The sequence below is a fragment of the Streptomyces sp. NPDC048671 genome, assembly GCF_055587045.1.
Window position 1 is genome coordinate 111,878 of the sequence record NZ_JBVJHB010000018.1, and the last position, 17,110, is coordinate 128,987.

The 17,110-nt window shown below is 67.5% G+C and carries 12 protein-coding genes; 2 read left to right on the forward strand and 10 right to left on the reverse strand.

Going from position 1 to position 17,110, the window contains the following annotated elements; all coding sequences use genetic code 11:
• Nucleotide 1 precedes the first annotated feature (1 nt).
• From ACZ6S6_RS31695 to ACZ6S6_RS31725, 7 genes are read right to left on the reverse strand one after another with little or no spacing between them, the layout of a single operon-like run.
• Nucleotides 2-1,726: a carbamoyltransferase C-terminal domain-containing protein gene (locus ACZ6S6_RS31695; protein ID WP_469708247.1), complete on the reverse strand. Its 1,725-nt coding sequence runs from the start codon at nucleotides 1,724-1,726 to the stop codon at nucleotides 2-4.
• 23 nt (nucleotides 1,727-1,749) lie between these two features.
• The gene (locus ACZ6S6_RS31700; protein ID WP_469708249.1) at nucleotides 1,750-2,547 is read right to left on the reverse strand and encodes a radical SAM protein; all 798 of its coding nucleotides are present in this window, start codon (nucleotides 2,545-2,547) and stop codon (nucleotides 1,750-1,752) included.
• A 16-nt stretch (nucleotides 2,548-2,563) separates the two neighbouring features.
• A complete protein-coding gene (locus tag ACZ6S6_RS31705; RefSeq protein ID WP_469708318.1) occupies nucleotides 2,564-3,682 on the reverse strand; it encodes a hypothetical protein in 1,119 nt (372 codons plus the stop codon).
• Nucleotides 3,682-4,794 carry a radical SAM protein gene (locus tag ACZ6S6_RS31710; protein ID WP_469708251.1) on the reverse strand — a complete coding sequence of 371 codons (1,113 nt, stop codon included), beginning with the start codon at nucleotides 4,792-4,794 and terminating at the stop codon, nucleotides 3,682-3,684. Before ACZ6S6_RS31710 ends, ACZ6S6_RS31705 begins: the two co-directional genes overlap by 1 nt.
• Nucleotides 4,795-4,797: 3 nt before the next feature.
• Nucleotides 4,798-5,796, reverse strand: a complete 999-nt coding sequence (locus ACZ6S6_RS31715) for a D-2-hydroxyacid dehydrogenase (protein ID WP_350686888.1) — start codon at nucleotides 5,794-5,796, stop codon at nucleotides 4,798-4,800.
• Nucleotides 5,793-7,103 (reverse strand): glycosyltransferase family 4 protein, encoded by a 1,311-nt coding sequence (locus tag ACZ6S6_RS31720; protein ID WP_469708320.1) that lies wholly within the window; start codon nucleotides 7,101-7,103, stop codon nucleotides 5,793-5,795. The genes ACZ6S6_RS31715 and ACZ6S6_RS31720 overlap by 4 nt, the downstream gene beginning before the upstream one ends.
• Before the next feature lie 44 nt (nucleotides 7,104-7,147).
• Entirely contained in the window at nucleotides 7,148-7,675 is a 528-nt protein-coding gene (locus ACZ6S6_RS31725) for an ATP-binding protein (protein WP_469708253.1), read from the reverse strand.
• Between the two features lie 202 nt (nucleotides 7,676-7,877).
• On the opposite strand from ACZ6S6_RS31725, the gene ACZ6S6_RS31730 reads away from it, so the two are divergent.
• Entirely contained in the window at nucleotides 7,878-9,323 is a 1,446-nt protein-coding gene (locus ACZ6S6_RS31730; protein WP_469708255.1) for a carph-isopro domain-containing protein, read from the forward strand.
• A gap of 10 nt (nucleotides 9,324-9,333) precedes the next feature.
• Nucleotides 9,334-10,287 (forward strand): FAD-dependent oxidoreductase, encoded by a 954-nt coding sequence (locus tag ACZ6S6_RS31735; RefSeq protein ID WP_469708256.1) that lies wholly within the window; start codon nucleotides 9,334-9,336, stop codon nucleotides 10,285-10,287.
• A gap of 160 nt (nucleotides 10,288-10,447) precedes the next feature.
• Here the strand turns inward: ACZ6S6_RS31735 and ACZ6S6_RS31740 are convergent, their stop codons facing one another.
• The 3 genes from ACZ6S6_RS31740 to ACZ6S6_RS31750 form a co-directional block, all read right to left on the reverse strand.
• Nucleotides 10,448-11,152, reverse strand: coding sequence for a nucleotidyltransferase domain-containing protein (locus tag ACZ6S6_RS31740; protein WP_469708258.1), 705 nt, complete (start codon nucleotides 11,150-11,152; stop codon nucleotides 10,448-10,450).
• Between the two features lie 378 nt (nucleotides 11,153-11,530).
• Nucleotides 11,531-12,397 carry a serine peptidase gene (locus ACZ6S6_RS31745; protein WP_469708259.1) on the reverse strand — a complete coding sequence of 289 codons (867 nt, stop codon included), beginning with the start codon at nucleotides 12,395-12,397 and terminating at the stop codon, nucleotides 11,531-11,533.
• Nucleotides 12,394-16,974, reverse strand: a complete 4,581-nt coding sequence (locus ACZ6S6_RS31750; RefSeq protein ID WP_469708261.1) for an AAA family ATPase — start codon at nucleotides 16,972-16,974, stop codon at nucleotides 12,394-12,396. Before ACZ6S6_RS31750 ends, ACZ6S6_RS31745 begins: the two co-directional genes overlap by 4 nt.
• Nucleotides 16,975-17,110: the final 136 nt, after the last annotated feature.

The window sequence follows — 17,110 nt, forward strand, 5'->3', positions numbered from 1 at the left end:
GTCACCCCTCTCGTAAGGATGGCTGGGGTAGAGCCCGGGGGTCGGGGACGTGGTCGGCGATCAGGAGGGTGTCTCCGACGGCGAGTGCGTCGAGTCCGAGGCCGGCTGCCGCCTGTACGGCCTGTTCGGTGGATCGCAGGATCGGCGTGCCTTTGAGGTTGAAGGAGGTGTTCAACAGCAGCGGCAGGCCGGTGTGCTCGTGGAACCGTTGGAGGAGTTCGTGCAGGCCCTGGTGATCTGTGGCCACGGATTGGACGCGCGCGGTGCCGTCGTGGTGGGTGACTGCGGCTATGCGGTCGGCTCGGCACCGGCGGACGTGGGCGACGCGGTTCATGAAGGGGTCGCCCGCCGACATGAACCACTCCGTGGCGTGCTCGGCGAGGACGGCCGGGGCGAACGGGCGGTACGCAGCTCGTTGCTTGATCGCGTTGAGTCGATCCCGCGTGGCGGCGTGGCCCGGGTGGGCGAGGATCGAGCGGTGCCCGAGGGCCCGGGGCCCGAATTCGAGCGGTCCCTGTACCCAGCCGACAATGCGGTGCTGAGCGAGCAGAGCTGCCGCCGCCGGTGCCAGGTCCGCCCCCAGGCCGGTCAGAGCGCGGTACCCGGATGGCATCGCACCCGCTTTCAGAATGCCCGGGTTAGGGCCCCAGGCCGCGTCGGTCGGCACCCGGAGACGTTCCTGCCCGAGCTGGTAGTGCCAGCCGTACAAGGCGGCGCCCACAGCGGTGCCCGCGTCATGCGGTGCCGGCGCCACGAAGAGGGTGCCGAAGCCGCTGTCGTCGGCCAGCCGGCCGTTGAGGTGGGAGTTCAGGGCGCACCCACCCGAGAACACCAGCGCCGAGGCTCTTGTGAGCCGTTGAAGATGGCGTGCGATGTGGATGACCGACTCGGAGAAGACATCCTGGACTGCGGCGGCCAGGTCGGCCCGATCCGAGTCGGCTTGCTCCACGACGTTGTCAGCGGTCCAGACGCCGCCACGGAGCAGCAGCGGTGTGCTGCTGTCCGCCGAGCCCCAGGGATGGCCGATCCGGACCTCGCCGTCGTCGCCGAGCCGTACGAGTTCGCGGATCTGCGGCCCGTAACGCTGGGGGTCGCCGAACGCCGCAAGCGCCATCATGCTGCCCTCGGGTTCGTCGCCCGGCGGGATCACTCTGCGGGCCAGGTTTCGGTAGAAGTGCCCGAGGGAGGAGTGAACGCGCCGAGGTCCGACAGGGCCGGGAACCACGGTCGGCATGCTCTGGTGGACGCGGTCGATGCGATCCGGCCGCAGGTCGTAGCCGGTGATGCGTTCCCGCCCCGGACCGAAGTCGGAGCCGAGGGAGGAGCCGCCGGCGTCAATGACGAGGCCCGCCGCGTGGTCGTGTCCGGAGAGCAGGTACCCGGAGAGCACATGGGCGGTGTGGTGGGAGAGGAGGCGGAGATGGTCACCGAGCGGGGCAGGTAAGAGAGCGGCGAGTTCGTCCCGCTCCTCGGTGAGCCACCAGCCGGCGGCAGGATTGGGACGCATGGAGGCGGTCCAGACGGCGTCGACGTCTTGCGGTTCGATGCCGGCGGCCTCCAGACACCACTGAAGGGCACGGACCGGTGCGGCGAGCGTGCCCTTGCGGGTGGGGTGGTTGTGCTTGACGCCGCTCCAGCGTTCCTCTTCTGCCGCGTAGAGGCGGCCGTCGACGATCAAGGCGGCGGCGGTGTCGTGGTGGAAGTTCAGCCCGAGGACTGCGGGCATGGTCGTGTACCTCCGGTCTGGAGTCATGCGGTCGGAATGCGGGCAGGCAGGAGAGCGGCGCCCGAGTCGGTGTACTCGTGGCAGCGAAGGCAGAACCGGAAGTGATGGCCTCGGGGAGCGAACACTTTGGCTGCGAAGTCCTCGTCCCAGATGCTGAATTCGCTGTCGACCTTCGCCATGGCGTTGAAGCAGCGGTAGCAGGAGCCGTCCATCTCGATCATCAGGTGCTGGTCGAGGTAGCGGTCGCAGATGCCGCGCAGCTCGTTCGCCGGCTGGCCGACGTCGACGTGGTGCACGTGGTTGGTGACGTGGATTGCGCCGTACGTGTCGCACAGCCTCGCGAGCTCCACGAGACGGGAGGAACTGATGCCTTCCAGCACGCTGTTGACGACCACGGTCTTGCCGGCTTCGCGGAGACGGGGCACGACGGCGTGCACTTCGGCGTAGTTCTCGTGCTCGTCGTCGCAGCCGATGAGGATCTGGTCGTACGAGCGGAGCGTGGCCTCCATGATCCGCAGGTTGCGGGCCAGCGTGATGGCGTTCGTGCCCAGAACCATGACCTTGTCCGGCAGGCGTGTCCGGGCGGCTTCGCTGAGAGCGGGGAAGTCCCGGTGCACGGTGGGTTCGCCGCCGTTGATGTGCAACTGCTGGAAAGGGATGGTCTCCAGCCGGGTCAGGATGGTGGAGAACAGCTCTGGGGCCATGTTCTCGCCTTGGGCGCCGTCGGCGAAGATACAGAAGTTGCAGGAACGGTTGCATTTCGTCGTGATCTTGATCTTCGCCGTCTTCAGGGCGCGGGGCTGGGACGCACGCGCGGGCATGGCGGGGCTCCTTGTGTCAGGGGTGGATGGCACTGGGCGGGAGGCTCAGGAATTCCTGCACCGTGGACTTCTGCCGGTGCCAGAGCGCGAGGGTGGTGCGCAGGGTGTCGGGGGTCGTCGGTCCGGTGGGGATCAGCCCGGCCATTCGGGCGGCCAGGCGTTGGGCGGGAGTGGCCCCGTCCTCCGCGAGCGCGTTCAGGGTCTGTGCGGCGGAACGGAGTTCCTTCGCCTCCCGCCGGATCAGGTACTCGGTCGCGACACCGGGCGGTGGATCGAGGTAGTACAGCCAGCGGGCGACACGTACGCGGAGCATTCCGGCGGTCATTGCCCAGTCGGTTGCAGCGGACTCCTTGCCCTGGTCAGGAGGGTGGTTTGCCTGCGGAATGCGGCGCATGGCCGCTTCCAGGGAGACGTGTGCCGATCGGAGCAGGTGGCGCGGGCTGCGGAGTCGCCCGTCGGGTCCGTCTTCGGAGTGCCGGAGAAACAGCTCGGCGTACGCGTCCAGCCCGTCCGGGCGCCACTGGGTGAGCGCGGCGGTCTTGCCGGGGCAGCGCGTCCGTGTCGCGAGTGCGGCGGCGGCGAACCAGCAGGGGGCGAGGTAGTGCCAGGCCACGCAGTGACGCCGGTACGCGGTGATGTCCTCGACCACGTTGTCCGTACTGTCTGCCGCGAGCTGGTACCGGCCTCCGAGCCTCGACTGGAGGATTGCCCGGTAGAAGCGTTCGTCGATCTCGCACCAGGGGGCCATCTGGGCCCGGGACCTCCAGCGTTGCAAGTCCCGGGCGCTACCGCTGATCAGCGACCAGGTCGCCAGCTCAGGTGCGCAGACGAGCCGTCCGTCCGCTTCGGGCACGGTGAATGCGAACCCGGGAGGATGCTCCAGAAGCCGCCCGTGGGAGACCTCCCGGCGGACCGCGGACTTGTGCGCGGCGGCCAGACGGTGATTCCACTCCTCCCAGTTCGCGGGTGCCTCGGGAAGGAGGACACGCACGTCGATGTCGGAGTGGGGAGCCAGCAGATCGGCCGGCTGCCACTTGTGCGTGAGCATCACGGCCCCGACCCCGTGGGCGTTCAGCTCGTGTTCGTACAGCGTTCCGAGACCCGGGTAGAGCGGCGGCGCTTCGGCCTCGACCATCATCGCTCCCCGGTGGAGGATCGGGTGCACGAGGGCTGCGCCGCGTCCGAGGGGAGGACGGGGAGCAGAGGCAGCAGGACCGGGGTGCCCTCGGGACGCTCCATCCGGTCCCAGCGAAGGTCGTAGTCGACGTAATGGAAGCCCTGCCAGGCGTCGTTCGTGTTGCGGTCGAGCATGGCCTGGAAGAGGTGGGCGAAGGCATCTCCGAGGGTGCTGTCGGCGAGGTGGGGCTTCAGGGGGATGTCACGGTTGTGGAGGATGCAAGGGCGGGCCACACCGGTGGGCGTGATCTTGATGCGATTGGCGTCGGAGCACGTGGCACAGCTGGAGTTGGAGATGAAGCCGATCGAGCCTGCCCAGCCGTCCGGACGGAGATACTGCCCGGGGCTACGGACCCCGAGCTGTTCACGAGAGACCTCCCCCGCACCCGCGAACCATTCGTGGAGACGATCACGGACGTCCGCCTCGTTGATGAACTCGGTGTCGAACAGCGCCTGTGCGGGCCCGATGTTCTGGAGTTCGATCAGACGGACGGCGACAGGTAGGTCGCGGGCCAGCTCGGCCACGGCGAAGGCGTCGTCCAGGTAGGTGCGCTGGAGGACGCAGTTGATCTTCACCCGCATTCCGAGGGAGAGGGCCTCGTCGAGGGTGCGCATAGTCGTGCGCGGATCGCCGCCGCCCATGATCGTGGCGGATCGCGTCGGGTCGAGGCTGTGGAGGCTGAGGTTGAGGTACGTCAGTCCGGCGCGGTGCAGCTTCTCCACGCTCAGCCCGCGGCGTAGGTTGCCGTGGCTCGTCATGCCGATCGCGGCGTCGGACCCGAGGCCGTCGGCGAGGCCCTCGATCACGTCGAGGATGTCCGCCCGCAGGGTCGGTTCGCCGCCGGAGCAGTGCGCCTTCCGGATCTTCCAAACCCCGGCTTCGGCGGCGATGGCCGCGTAGTCGGCGGTGGTCAGGGGGCGGTCTTTGTGCCCGTAGTCCGGCATGCAGCGGGGCTTGCAGAACACGCAGTCCAGGTTGCACAACGAGTTCAGGGTGAAGGCCAGGTAGGGGTGGTTGCGGCCGGTAGCCGCGAAGGCGGCAGCCAAGTCACGGTGGCGGGTGGTGGGCATCGGTCAGTCTCCTGCGAGAGGGGAATGGGCGTCGGGTACTTCGGCCAGGCCGTTGAGCGGCTGGCCAGCAAGAAATCGGCGCAGGTTGTCGGCGAAGAACGCGACCGCCCCGTCCATGTACGTGTGGCAGAGCGTCGAACTCTTCGGCGTGAGCACGACCCGGGGGTGGAGCCGCAGCGGATGGCGAGGGGGCAGGGGCCTCGGGTCGGATACGTCCAGCGCGGCGCCCCGCAGGTGGCCGGTATTGAGGGCGGCCAGGAGGGCCGACTGGTCGACGGTTGTCGCACGGCCGAGGTTGAGGAAGACGGCTCCCGGCTTACAGGACGCGAAGAGGCCGTGGTCGAAGAGATGGTTCGTGGCCCGGGTGGCCGGCAGCAGGTCGACCACCACATCGCTGACGGCAACGGCCTGGTGCACCGCCGAGGCGTGCATCCAGGTGATCCCGTCCCGCGCTGCCACAGGCGGCGTCCGGCGTACTCCGATCACGTCCATACCGAAGGCGCGGGCGGTGCGGGCGAGGTGGCCTCCGATGCTGCCGCAGCCGACGATGGTCATCGTCGACCCGGCCAGGTCGAAGAACTCCTCGGCGAGGTCGTCCTTCCACCAGGTCCGGTTCCGCTGAACGCGCTGGCTCGTGAACAACCCGCGAGAGAAGCCCAGGATCAGCCCCATGGCGTGCTCGGCCATGGGACGGCCGTGGAACCCGTACGAGCGGGTCAGGGCCACCCCGGCGGAGTGCGCCTCGGCAACGGGCAGATGGTCGGTGCCGGCGGCCGGGGATGCGATCCAGTTCAGATGCGGCGCGCCGACCAGCCACGATGGTTCGAACCGCCAGCCGAAGTAGATGCTGACTTCCGCCATCCGGTACGGCACGTCCTCCTCGGCGGCCGTACGGAAATCCACACCCGGGAAGGAAGCACGTAGGAAACGCTCGTGCTCGGCGGACAACCGCCAGAAGGAGTGCGGGGATTCCAGGCTGATGAGTACCACCGTCCGGCTCATCGGCCCCTGCATTCCTCGGTGGACGACGGGGCCAAAGCCCATGGGGCGATGCGGCCGATGGCGGAGCCGATGTTGGCCTCGTAGTCGTGGCGTGAACGCACCAGAGCCGCACCGGCGTTCCGGAGCCGCTCGCGCTCTCTGGGCAGGGTGGTCAGGGCTCGGTGCAGGGCGGACGCCAGGGACTGGGAGTCCCTGGGCGCGGCGGTGAATCCGGTCTCGCCTTCGATGACGGTCTGGGCCAGTCCGCCGGCGCTGGTCGCGACGACCGGCCCCGCCCCCGCCGCGAACGCTTCCAGAGGTATCCGTCCGAAAGGCTCCTCGCGCGAGGGAACGACGACCGCGTGCAGCGCGGGGCTATGCAGCCAGGAGCGGATGGAGGGGGTGAAGCGGGTGATCAGCGTCGCGTCCAAGCCGTAGGCGCGGATACCTGCTGCCAGGTGCCTCTGGTACGAGCTCAGGTGCTCGTGATCACCCGACGTGACCGCCGCCAGGAGTAGATGTGGCAGGCGGACCCCTCGTTCCTTCAGAACGTGCAGTGCCTCCAGGAGGTCTTCGAACCCCTTGGTGGGCACCGCGCGCCCCATCGCCAGCAGGAAGCCGGCTCGGGCTTTGAAGGGCAGGGGCCGAACATGCGTCGGCCTGGCCATCTCCTCTCGGATCAGCCCGTTCGGGATGTTCACGATGCCCGCCCGCGGGATGGCACAGTTCGTGACGAGGTGGGTTTGCATGTGGGTGGAGATGGCTCCGATACGACCGCCCTGGGCGGTCGCCGCCCGCAGGGCCTCACGTTCCCAGCGGATTCGGGACAGGTCTCCAGGCCGCGTCAGGGCCGCTGCGGAGCGGGGGATGAGCAGCAGGTCTGTGGTCGGTGGCGTGTAAGCCGCGAGGCCGAGGAAGGGAACGTCGAGGCCGACGAACAGGCAGCGGCTCGTGCGATCGGCGACGCGTGCGGCAGCCTTCCCCGCCAGGGCGCACAGGTGCATGGAGCCGCGGACCGAATCCGGGGGCATCTGGACCTCGGGAATCGTGATCACCTCGGCCTCCGCCTCGTCCAGCATCAGCTGGACCTCGCGGATCCACCGCCGATCGTGTGCGACCGCTGTTTCAGAGACGGGTGGGGAGATCACGGAGAGGCGGCCCGTCGGTAGGAGGCGGGCGAGCGCCGTGAGGAAGGCACGGTTACTGAAGCCGGTGCCCGACTCGGCGCCGTACAGGCCCTCGTGAAGGGCGACGACTACGCACGGATAGCGAACGGCCGTCGCCACTTCAGCGGACGGGGACGGCGGGGTCGCATGGTCGATGCGCACCGTGTGGTGCCTCCTTCGAAGACAGGATCTTGCAGGCGCGGGCATCAGAGCGTTCTCGCAGGCGAAGAGCTGGACGCGCGCGTCAGCCGGCACCAGGCGCGGGTACCGTCGGCGCCGGTCGTCAGGGACCAGGCGTCGGCCAGTGCCTCGACGAGGACCAGGCCCCGCCCCGATTCGGCCTGCTCCTCGGGCGCCGGGTGAGAGGTAGGCCCGGGTCGAAGGCAGCCACCGTCGGTCACGGTGATTTCGACCTCCAGGCCACCGACGACCGGGCTCCTGCGGTCCACGCACAGGACCAGAGGCGGGATCCCTGAGGCGAACGCATTCGTTGCGAGTTCCGACCCGATCAGTCGGGCGTCGTCGAGCAGGTCCGCCTCGGTGCCGAGGAGCGCCACGGCGACGGCTTCCCGAGCGACCGCAGCCGCCCTCGGCCCGTACGGCAGGTCCGTGATCAGCGTGGTCGTACCGCCGCCATCGGCGTACCCGTGTGACGGCGCGGAGACCGGTCGCTCGGTGGCGCGCTCCAGCACACTGCCCGGACGGTCTCGGGAGGTGCTCGTGTGGTTTCTCAAAGCCCACCTCTTTCTCCGCCGGCGTCGAAGGCGGCGCCTTCCGCCGTGACTCAAGAACACCGGAGGAGGCCGCTCGTGCAGCACCCGATCAGTCGGTCAACTCGGTCAACTTCCTTGATAGGCAGGAGATTCGGCAGCTTCCTGCCCCACCATGGGGAGCGCGAATTGGTCGACGAACCCCTGGGACGCGAGGTGGTCGCACGTGGCACAGCAGGCAGGGGGACCGAACGCCGTGCTGTCGGGCTGCCTCGACGAACTCGGATGGAGCCCCAAGGCGCTTGCTCGCAAGCTCAACAGGGTGTTCGGAGCGGGCACCGTCGCCGAGTCGGCGCCGTACCACTGGAGGGACGGCGGTTCCCTTCCGCGTTCGCCGTTGCCGATGATGGCTGCCTACGTGCTTTCCCAGGAGTTGGGCAGAGCCATCTCGGTGGCCGAACTGTGGCAAGGCCGCGCGGGCGACTCCTCGGCTCTCGTCCCTGCGGACACGGATCTCGCACGGCCCTGGACCGTGCAGGGCATGGAGGCGATCGTGGAGGACTGGGTGATGGGAGGGCTCGTCGACCGGCGCCGATTCCTCGCGATTTCAGGCGCGGGACTCCTCGCGATCGTCGCCCAGTACCTTGACGGAACGGCCGGGCGAGGCCAGTACGCGCCCCGGATAGCTCCGTCGAACGGCGCCGATCCACTTGTCGACCAGGTCGAGCAGCACCTGCCCATGCTCCAGTTGCTTGACGACGAGCACGGAGGAGCGCGACATCTCCCATACGTAGGTGCACAGTTCCGTGCGGTGGGGCTACTCATTCACGATGGTGGTCACTCGCCCGTCGTGACGAGCAGGCTTATCCGCGCGCTCGCGGAGATCGGCCAGCTGGCCGGCTGGATGGCCTTCGACGCCGCCGATCACGGCCTGGCGCAGCGCTACTTCGCCACGGCGCTGAGAGCCGCGCATCAGGCCAACGACCTGCCCCTGTGCGCGCACATCCTGGGCGACCTGTCCTTCCAGGCAGCGAGCCGAGGACACCCAGCGGACGCAATCGCCCTCGGCGAGGCCGCCCGCCGCGCCAGCGAAGCCGCTCCGCCCGCCGCCCGGGCATCCGTCCTTTCCCGGCTCGCCTACGCGTATGCCGCCGCCGGCCGTGACAACGACTTCGCACATACCCGTGGCTCTGCCCGAGAACTGATCGCAAGTCGGGACGGCAGCCAGGAGGAGCCCCGGTGGATGTACTTCCTGACCGACAACCACCTGGACTGCCAGGCCGGCTACGGCTTCATTCAGATGGGGCGCGCGCGGCAGAAGGCGGACGGCGGCACGAACGCCCGACGATTCCTTGCGCAGGGGACCGAGATGCTCCGGTCCGGGGCATACGACGTTCCGCGTGGCGATCCCAGCCAACGTAGGGCCATGTTCGAGGGTGCCTGGCTGGCCTTGGGGCACAGCGCTCACGGAGACCTGGAGGCGGCCTGCGAAGTCGGACAGATCGCGGCTGACCGCCTTGACGCTGTGCGTTCACCGAGGAGCGCGGCCCTACTGCACCAGCTTGCTGCGGACCTCCGCCGCCGCCAGCGCAACCCACACGTCCGCAGCTTCCTGCCGGTCCTCGAAGACGCCCTCGCCCGACATGCTCCATCCACGCCACCCGGCCGTTAATGTCGAGATCATGAACGCAGGGGAGCGCGTTGTCGTTGTCGGGGCTGGGGTGGCAGGACTGACCACCGCCGTCATTCTCGCCGAGGCCGGGGCATTGGTGCGAGTGATCGCCGAGCAGGTGCCCGGTGTCACCTCGCTGGCCGCCGGGGCGATGTGGGGCCCGTACTTGGTGGAGCCGAAGGACAAGGTCGACCGGTGGGGGCAGCGGTCCCTGGAGGTATTCCGGGAGCTGGCCGAGGACCAGGCTACGGGTGTCCGGCTCACCAGCGGCATCGAGGCATCGCGTACGGCCGAGTCTCCGCCGGACTGGGCTACGACCCTCCCGGGGTTCCGGCCGTGCGAGCCGACCGAACTTCCGACCGGGTTCACCGCCGGGTACCGGTTCACAGTGCCGCTGATCGACATGCCCAGGTATCTCGACTACCTCCTGCGCCGGCTGCATGCAGCGAGCGGCACGGTTGAGCAGCGACGTCTGGCCTCGTTCGCGGATGTCAGTCCGGCCACCGTGATCGTCAACTGCGCGGGCATGGGGGCCCGCGGCCTGGTCCTGGATCCAGAACTGCGGCCGATCCGCGGCCAGCACGTAGTCGTCACCAACCCGGGGCTCACCGAGTTCTTCTCCGAGGACACCGGTACGTCACCGGATCTGCTGTGCTTCTACCCGCATGGAGAGACCGTCGTGCTGGGCGGCACAGCCATTGACGGCGAAGGCGGCCTCGCCCCAGACGACAAGGCGGCGTCTGACATTCTCGCTCGATGTGGCAAGGTCGAACCCCGCCTCGCCCGCGCCCGTGTCCTGGAGCACCGGATCGGCGCTCGGCCAACCCGATCCACGGTTTGCGTGGAGGCGGAGCGGAGGGAGGGCGGTGCGCTGGTCGTGCACAACTACGGTCACGGGGGTGCCGGTGTCACTCTGTCGTGGGGGTGTGCCGAGGAGGTCTGGGATCTGCTTGCTCGGAACTGACTCGGGGTCTACGACCGCCAGACGGAGAGCAGCACTCAGCTCACGGAGGCTTCCGTCCAGCAGGCGCTCGGCAAAGCGGTTGGTGCGGCGGGTGCGCTCGACAGAGTCGAGCCGTACCTCAAGGTTGGCCGCATGGTGGCCCCCTCCACGGCGACTTCGTTTACGGAGTGCCACCGCGCTTATAGCCGACCCACAGCCGACCGCCGACCTGCTCCAGCGCTTCGTCCACGACTTCCACGAGCGGCTCAATCCGCCTCGCCAGTACGTCTCGAAGGCCGTCGTGAAGGCGCATGCTGAGGTCCGGCGCCGTGGTCTCAAGACGGCGCGCCAGCCACTTCCCGCCTCCGTTCCAAGATCCGCCGATGGTCAGCGCCAACTCGCCGGTGCGTCGTACCAATTCGGTCGCAATGAACAACCGTTCGCTCTGATCTTCGTTCCCCTGAAGGTCGTCGAGAAGGTCAGTGATCGCATAGCGGCGATCATCGATCTCTTCTGCCGACACCGTGGGCGGTCCCGCCGCGGTCAGCTTCCGGGCCTCAGCGGCGACGTAGGCGCCGACCCCGTCGTGGTCGAAGAGCAGGATTCCGTCGGCGCACATCCAGAGCAGCGGTGATCTGCGCTTTCGTACTTCCCGTTCGACGAATGCGTGCCACGTTGCCTCGGTGTGCACGAACATCTCCACGGGCCACTCACCGTGTTGGACGCTTGCCCGGTACGGGGCTGGGGATCCATGAAGGAGCACCACGATGTCGAGGTCCGACATCGCCGTGCGGCGGTCCGTCACGACGCTGCCTCCGAGGAAGGCGGCCCGGGCATCAGGGTGGTGCTCCTTGATAGCGGCACGTGCGGCGTCGATCGCATCCATGCAGTAACTATTCAGCACTCTGTCTGTCGTGCGCACCGGGTTTCTATGGGGATACGGCAGGGCTGTCCCCAGGGACCGACTGCTGCTCCTTCTGGCATGTCTCCAGACCAGCGGGCACGTGCCTGGGGTGAGAAGTCGGCGATTGGTCTCGGGTTGTGGCCTTGGCCTCCGTCTGTGCTGACATTGACGCGGGATGGGGTTGACGGCCCCTACGCGGCGCCTCCGGCGACGTACGAGCGTCGCCCGTGTCCCAGTTGTCCTCTGACATGGAATGCAGTCGTTTGACAGCGAACCCAGTCGTGCGAGGTGAGCACGCTCCTGCATGCAGGAGCGTTGCCCGCGACGCTACATTGTTGAAGACGCAGACCGACGAGAATCTCACACGATCTGGTCCGATGTTGTTGAGTTGAGGACGAAGGGAGTAATCGCTGCAGCAGTGAGCGGGGAGGACAAGTACGCTCCGAGGGTGTGGAAGTCGATACGGCCAATCGAGGTGTCGGCGTGCTGGTCAACGGGGAATCGGTCGCCGAGCCGGCGGGGAATCGCCACAAGGTCACCTGTGTCGGCGAGGTTCACCCAGTATCGGACCCCGGCAGGTCGGGCGCCCTGATCGGCGATGGGTGCGGGCACCAGGTGATCAAAGATCCCGCCTGGCAGGCCCAGGGGGGAGCCCAGGGTTACGAAGCAGTCCACGGTCAGTTCGGGGTGTGCATGGAGGGCCTCGTACGCGACGACGGAGCCGAGGGAGTGTGCCAGCACCACGCGGGGGCACACTCGTCGGATCGACTCGGCTACGGCGGATCGGGCGGCATCCCGTACCTGCGGAACGTGGAGGTAGCGGCGGACCTCGCCCGCCAGCTGGACGGCGAGCCGGATGACCGTCCCGATGGGGATGTTGCGGCGTCGGGAAACCCAGGACAGGACCTGCCGCAGCGGTGCAGTAATCAGTCCCTGCCGTTCCTGGAGGGTGGGCGAACCCAAAGCCAGCGCCCAGGCGATGACCACAGACTGTTCTCGTTCATCGATGGCAAGCACATCCGGCACGACAGCCTGCCGCTCCCCGCCGTGGGTGTGATGAGCGTAGTACGCGACGTGGAGGGCGGGGAGTTGGGAGGCGCCCAGTCCGGCGGCCGTGAAGCCATGCTGAAGTTTGGGCCGCCACTGCCCTGCTAGTTCGGTGGCTGCCTGTTCCGGCGAGCGTCCGTTCAGGTGGTTGCCAATACCGTGCACTGCGACGATCGTCACTGCTCTGATCCTTCCTCCGAGTAACAGTGAACGGAGTACGCCGGAAATCGCCACGGACCGCCGGCGGTCACGCCGTCGACCTTGCTGATCTCGTACATGTGCGCCTCCAGTCGAACGACCTCAAATCCATCGGGCGTCAGTACGTCGACGAGAGCATCGTAGATTTGGGCAGTCGTCGCAGCGATGGAGCGGTTGCAGACCAGGCCGGACGAAGGCGGCAGTCCTCTCTCCCATTCGTCGACGGTGTGCAACTCCCATCCGTCTGCGCGGGCATCGCCACATAGCAGTTCGCCCGGCAACCATGCCAGGACGTGGGTGACGCGGACGGTCGGCCGCGTCGGACGGAGCCTCGGCGCCGTTGCGGAGCAGGTCCAGCCGAGGGCCGTGACATGGCCGGCCTTGCTGCCTACCAGCACGCCGTTCTCGTAGGGGGAGATCGTGTGTACCCGATCCGGGACTGGGGCCGGCGGTCCAAGGAGAGCGCCGGATTCGACATCCCACGCCTGTACCTCCGCCTCGCTGACAGCGGCCACGAGTACCGGCCTGCCGTTCACTTGGCTGACAGCCATCACCCGCGGGTCGGCCACCGGGACGGAGCCCACGAGCGAGGCCGTCACAAGGTCCCAGACCCGCACCTGATCGTCGTCCGACGATTGCTCGGCAGCGAAAAGGCGCTCGCCCTGCATTGCGACCGCTCCGATCCGGTCCAGCGTGATCGCGTGCCGCAGGGTGCTGTCAGCCAGCGACCAGAGACGAACTCTGTGTTCATTGTGGACGCTGATCAGGAGCGTCTCGCCGCCAACGGCGCCTGCGACCAGCTCTGTGACCGGCCCTTCCACGCTGGCGAAGAGATGGGAAGGCGATTCCTTGATCGTGTCCCAGACATGGATACTGCCGTCGGCACCGCCGACCACGGCCCACACCGAATCGCCGTGCGGCACAGCGGCCAACGCGGTGGCCGGGGCGGGGAGGCAGACCGTCGATTCCAGGGCATCCTCACGGACATTCCAGGTGTCGAGCTCATTCTCCGCGGTCACCGTGACGATGTAGGACGCGTCGCTGGCCGTCACGGTGGCGGCATGTCTGAGCCTGCCCAGGTCGGTCAATTCTCGATCCTCGGAGCCGGTGTTCAGGTCCCAAGCCTTGATCGTGCCGGACTCGAGTTCGGCGCTGAGTGCGATCTCCGAGCTGCCGAGCCGGATGGTGCCCAGCATTGTGGCGGGGTGCCAATGGTTTTGGCCGTGACCGAAGCGTGGGCAAACGTCAAGGTCCCACACTCGCATGTTGCCGTCGCGATGGGCGGTCAGCGCGAGCTGAAAGCGGTCAATGCGGCGGATATCCCCTAGCGCCAGCCTTCTGTCCTCTGGGCGCGTGACGACCTGGACGGTGTCACCGTTCGCCCGGACCGCGTACATGCTGGCGGTGTAGGCGACGAGGGAGAACAGCGGGGCCGGCTCGTTGGTGCGCTGGATCCGCACTGCTTGGAGCTCGCCGGCCGATGTGAGGCAGACGGGCCGCCCGTCCAGTTTGCGCAGCACCCTCGGCCCGTCATCTTGAGGTGCGGCGCAAACATAGTGGATCGCGAGGGAACCGTCCGCAGCCTCCACTGCGAGTATCGAGGAGATGGCGGTGTTCCCGGCGTTGACGGTGTCCAGGGTCTTGCCGAACGACTCATCCAGCAGGCCGATCTGGCTGATGTCTCCATTGACCCGACCAACTACAAGGACGGTTTCGTCCCCAGTGTCGGCGACCGCCAAGGCAGAGATCCCGGCGCCGTCGAGGTACGCATCGGCAACGAGCGCACCCGTGGCGAGATCGTGCAGTCGCAGTACGTTCTGGTCAGTCACCATGGCAATGACCGCCCGCTCCTCCAGATCCATGATCACCATGTGAGTGATGGCATGTCTGTCTTTCCAGTGCGTCGAGGAATACCGGAGGACGGCGCCGGTTCGGCGCGGTGTGATGTCCCACGCTTGGAGGGAGCCGTCGGTGCCGCCGAACACAGCGAAGAGCCGTCGATGGGCAGCTCCCAGGGCCAGGGCCGACACCGTGGTGCCCAACTCGTCCTTGGTGATGACGTGCAGCAGGGACTCCTCAGGCAAGCCCGTACTCCAGCGCGTGCAGAGCACTGCCTGTTCGTCTTGGAGATGGCGCGCCAGTCCGGCCGCCCGGTAGGTCACAAGGCTCTGCTGAAGCCTCGCACGCCGTGTCTCCAGCAATCCGTCCTCTCCAAAGAGGCTGCCACGACCGAATGCCTTGTGGTAAGCGGCTCCGGCTCGCCGCGCCGTGGGCGCTTGCGCCCTGTGAACGGCTCCCCAGATGCTGTTGCGGTCGGCGCGGACTAGGTACTCCGGGTGCAGGAACATCTGGTCGACTGCGGAGCCGCCCGGCACAGCGGCGGCATGATCCATAAGGTGCCGTAGCAGATAGGGTGCAGCGAGGTCCCACCGAGGCCCCTCCGCACCCCACCATCCGGGGACAGCCGACAGTAGCTCGTGGAAGAGCTTGTCGGTGAGCCCGTCGAGTTCGGCCCCGGCGTCACGGAAGTGTTCGGTGATCGTCTCGTGGAAGAACCGGTAGAGCTGACGCCCGTCCGAGTCGATGTTCGTCCGTAGATAGAAACGGGCGGTGGCCAGCTTCTCGCGGGCCTCACCCGGTGTCAGGGGGCGAAGCCCTTGACCTGCGGCCATGGCGGCAGCGGTGGCCGCTGCCGCCACAAGCTCCAGTGGCATACCCTGACCCCGCGCTTGTGCCAGCCCCACCATTACGTGCCGCATCCACGGGTCACCGTCCAGCGTGGTCCGCAAGTGCAGTTCGAGTAGGTGCGGCAGCGTCTGCGGCAGCTGGGCGACCGCCTCGGCAGGTTCCAGGGGTACACCGGCCCGCAGGAAGTCGGCGAAGAGTGCTGCCACGAGGAAGGTGCTGCGCCCGCGGCTATGAGCAATCGGAGTGGCAACCGCACGGGCTACGGACTCGCGGAGGGCCTGGTTGCTGTAGCCGGGTGCGCTGTACAGGATGTCGGCGATGTAGGTTGTGAGGTCGTTCGCAAGGGTCTCGATGCTGGAAGAGGTGTCCAGGTTAAGCACCACCCCGCGGGGGCCGGGCGCTCGCCAGAACCGCTGGCTGTCCGTCTGCGGTGGGCGCATTCCTACGAGTGCTCGGAAGGCGGGGCGACCGTCGGGGCGGAGCGTGCACAGGAGCTCGGGTAGCAGATCGCGGGTGATGCGGTCGCTCTCCAGGGCTTCGTCAACGGCATCGAGGATGAGTATTACCGGTTCTGGTAGGTCCTGGGCGATGCGTTTGAGCTGGTCGAGAACTGGCTCACAGCTAGCGGCGGCCTGCTCCGTGTCCTCGGGAGTCAGTTGGGCCATGATCGAAGCAATCACCTCGGCCATGCTCCGGTGCCGGGCATGGACCGCGACAAGAGTCGGGTAACGACGCTCCGGGCGGAACTGAGCAGGAATGCGGCCAACCAGCCCGGCGCTCAGCTCGGCGAGCTGGTTGTGCGACAGGAAGACCGTTACCCCCAGCAGTGCCGACTTTCCGACCCCAGGGCTTCCGGTGACCAGCAACAGGGTTTCGTCGCTCGCCAGCCAGGAGCGAATCTGGGCCAGCTCACGGCTTCGCCCAGTGAATAGGCAGGCCATGATCGCAGCCGCATCGTCCAGGCGGCCGGACGCCCGGGTGAGGAAGTGGACCGGGTCCAGACCGGGGTCGAACTCCGTCGCTAGTTCCCGGACTGCAAATCGCAGTCGGCTCCGAAGACGTTGCCAGCCGTCTGTACTGAACGCCGGATTGGCGAAGAACTCCGGTACTGGCAACGAGGCGGCTCGGCGCGGCGAGTGCACCACGGTCTGCGGATATCCCTCACCGAGGCGGACCAGCTCCCGTGCGATCTCGTCGGCGACAGCCTCCACCGGCACGTGGGACAAAGTCGGAGAAATGTCCCAGTGTCCCAAACGGAGCCGCTCAAACGCTTGGGCCGTGGCCTTGGTGAACCGTGCGTCAAAGGCGCTCTCGTCCGCCGTGCAGGCCGCGATCACCCAGGTCCTGCGATCGCCCTCGGGGACGTCCTGGAACAGCTGATAGTCCGTCGCGGCCCCTGCACCACAAACATCGAGCAGGAACAGGACAGGAGACTGGTTGGATCCGTGCTCGACCTCGTTCAGCCATCGACCTACATCGATCGCCGACTCCGGGAGGTCGGTCGGACGGCTCTCGTGCACGGGCAAGTACAAGACCCGGCGGCGAAGAGCCCCGTGACCAGCAAAGTGAACGATACGCGGCCGGCTCGCCGAATCGTGCCGTAGTTGCCGCCAGCTCTCCTCAGTGCTGACCCGGTCCGCGTTGATCACCGGTTCACCGACGTTCAGCCCGTCGAAGCGCGAAAGCACCGCGGCGAGTTCACGCACCTGCGGTTCAACCGACGGCAGCGGACGGAACCCCTCCGACATGGGGTTCCACTCGCCGTTGACCACGCTCTCAAAGGTCCCAACCCCGAGCAAAAGTGCTCGAACCATCATCCCCCCGTGCCCGTACGCGTCGGTCTCCAGGCTATCGGGATCGAGGCTGGTCACCCCTCACGACGAGATTCACTGTCAGAAAGCCCAGACGACTGCATTTGCTGTCAAACGACTCGATTGGATGACGAAGGACACCAGTTCGCCGGGGGCAGACAGGAAAGAGCCGCGAAAGACTGGCCAGCGAGGGCAC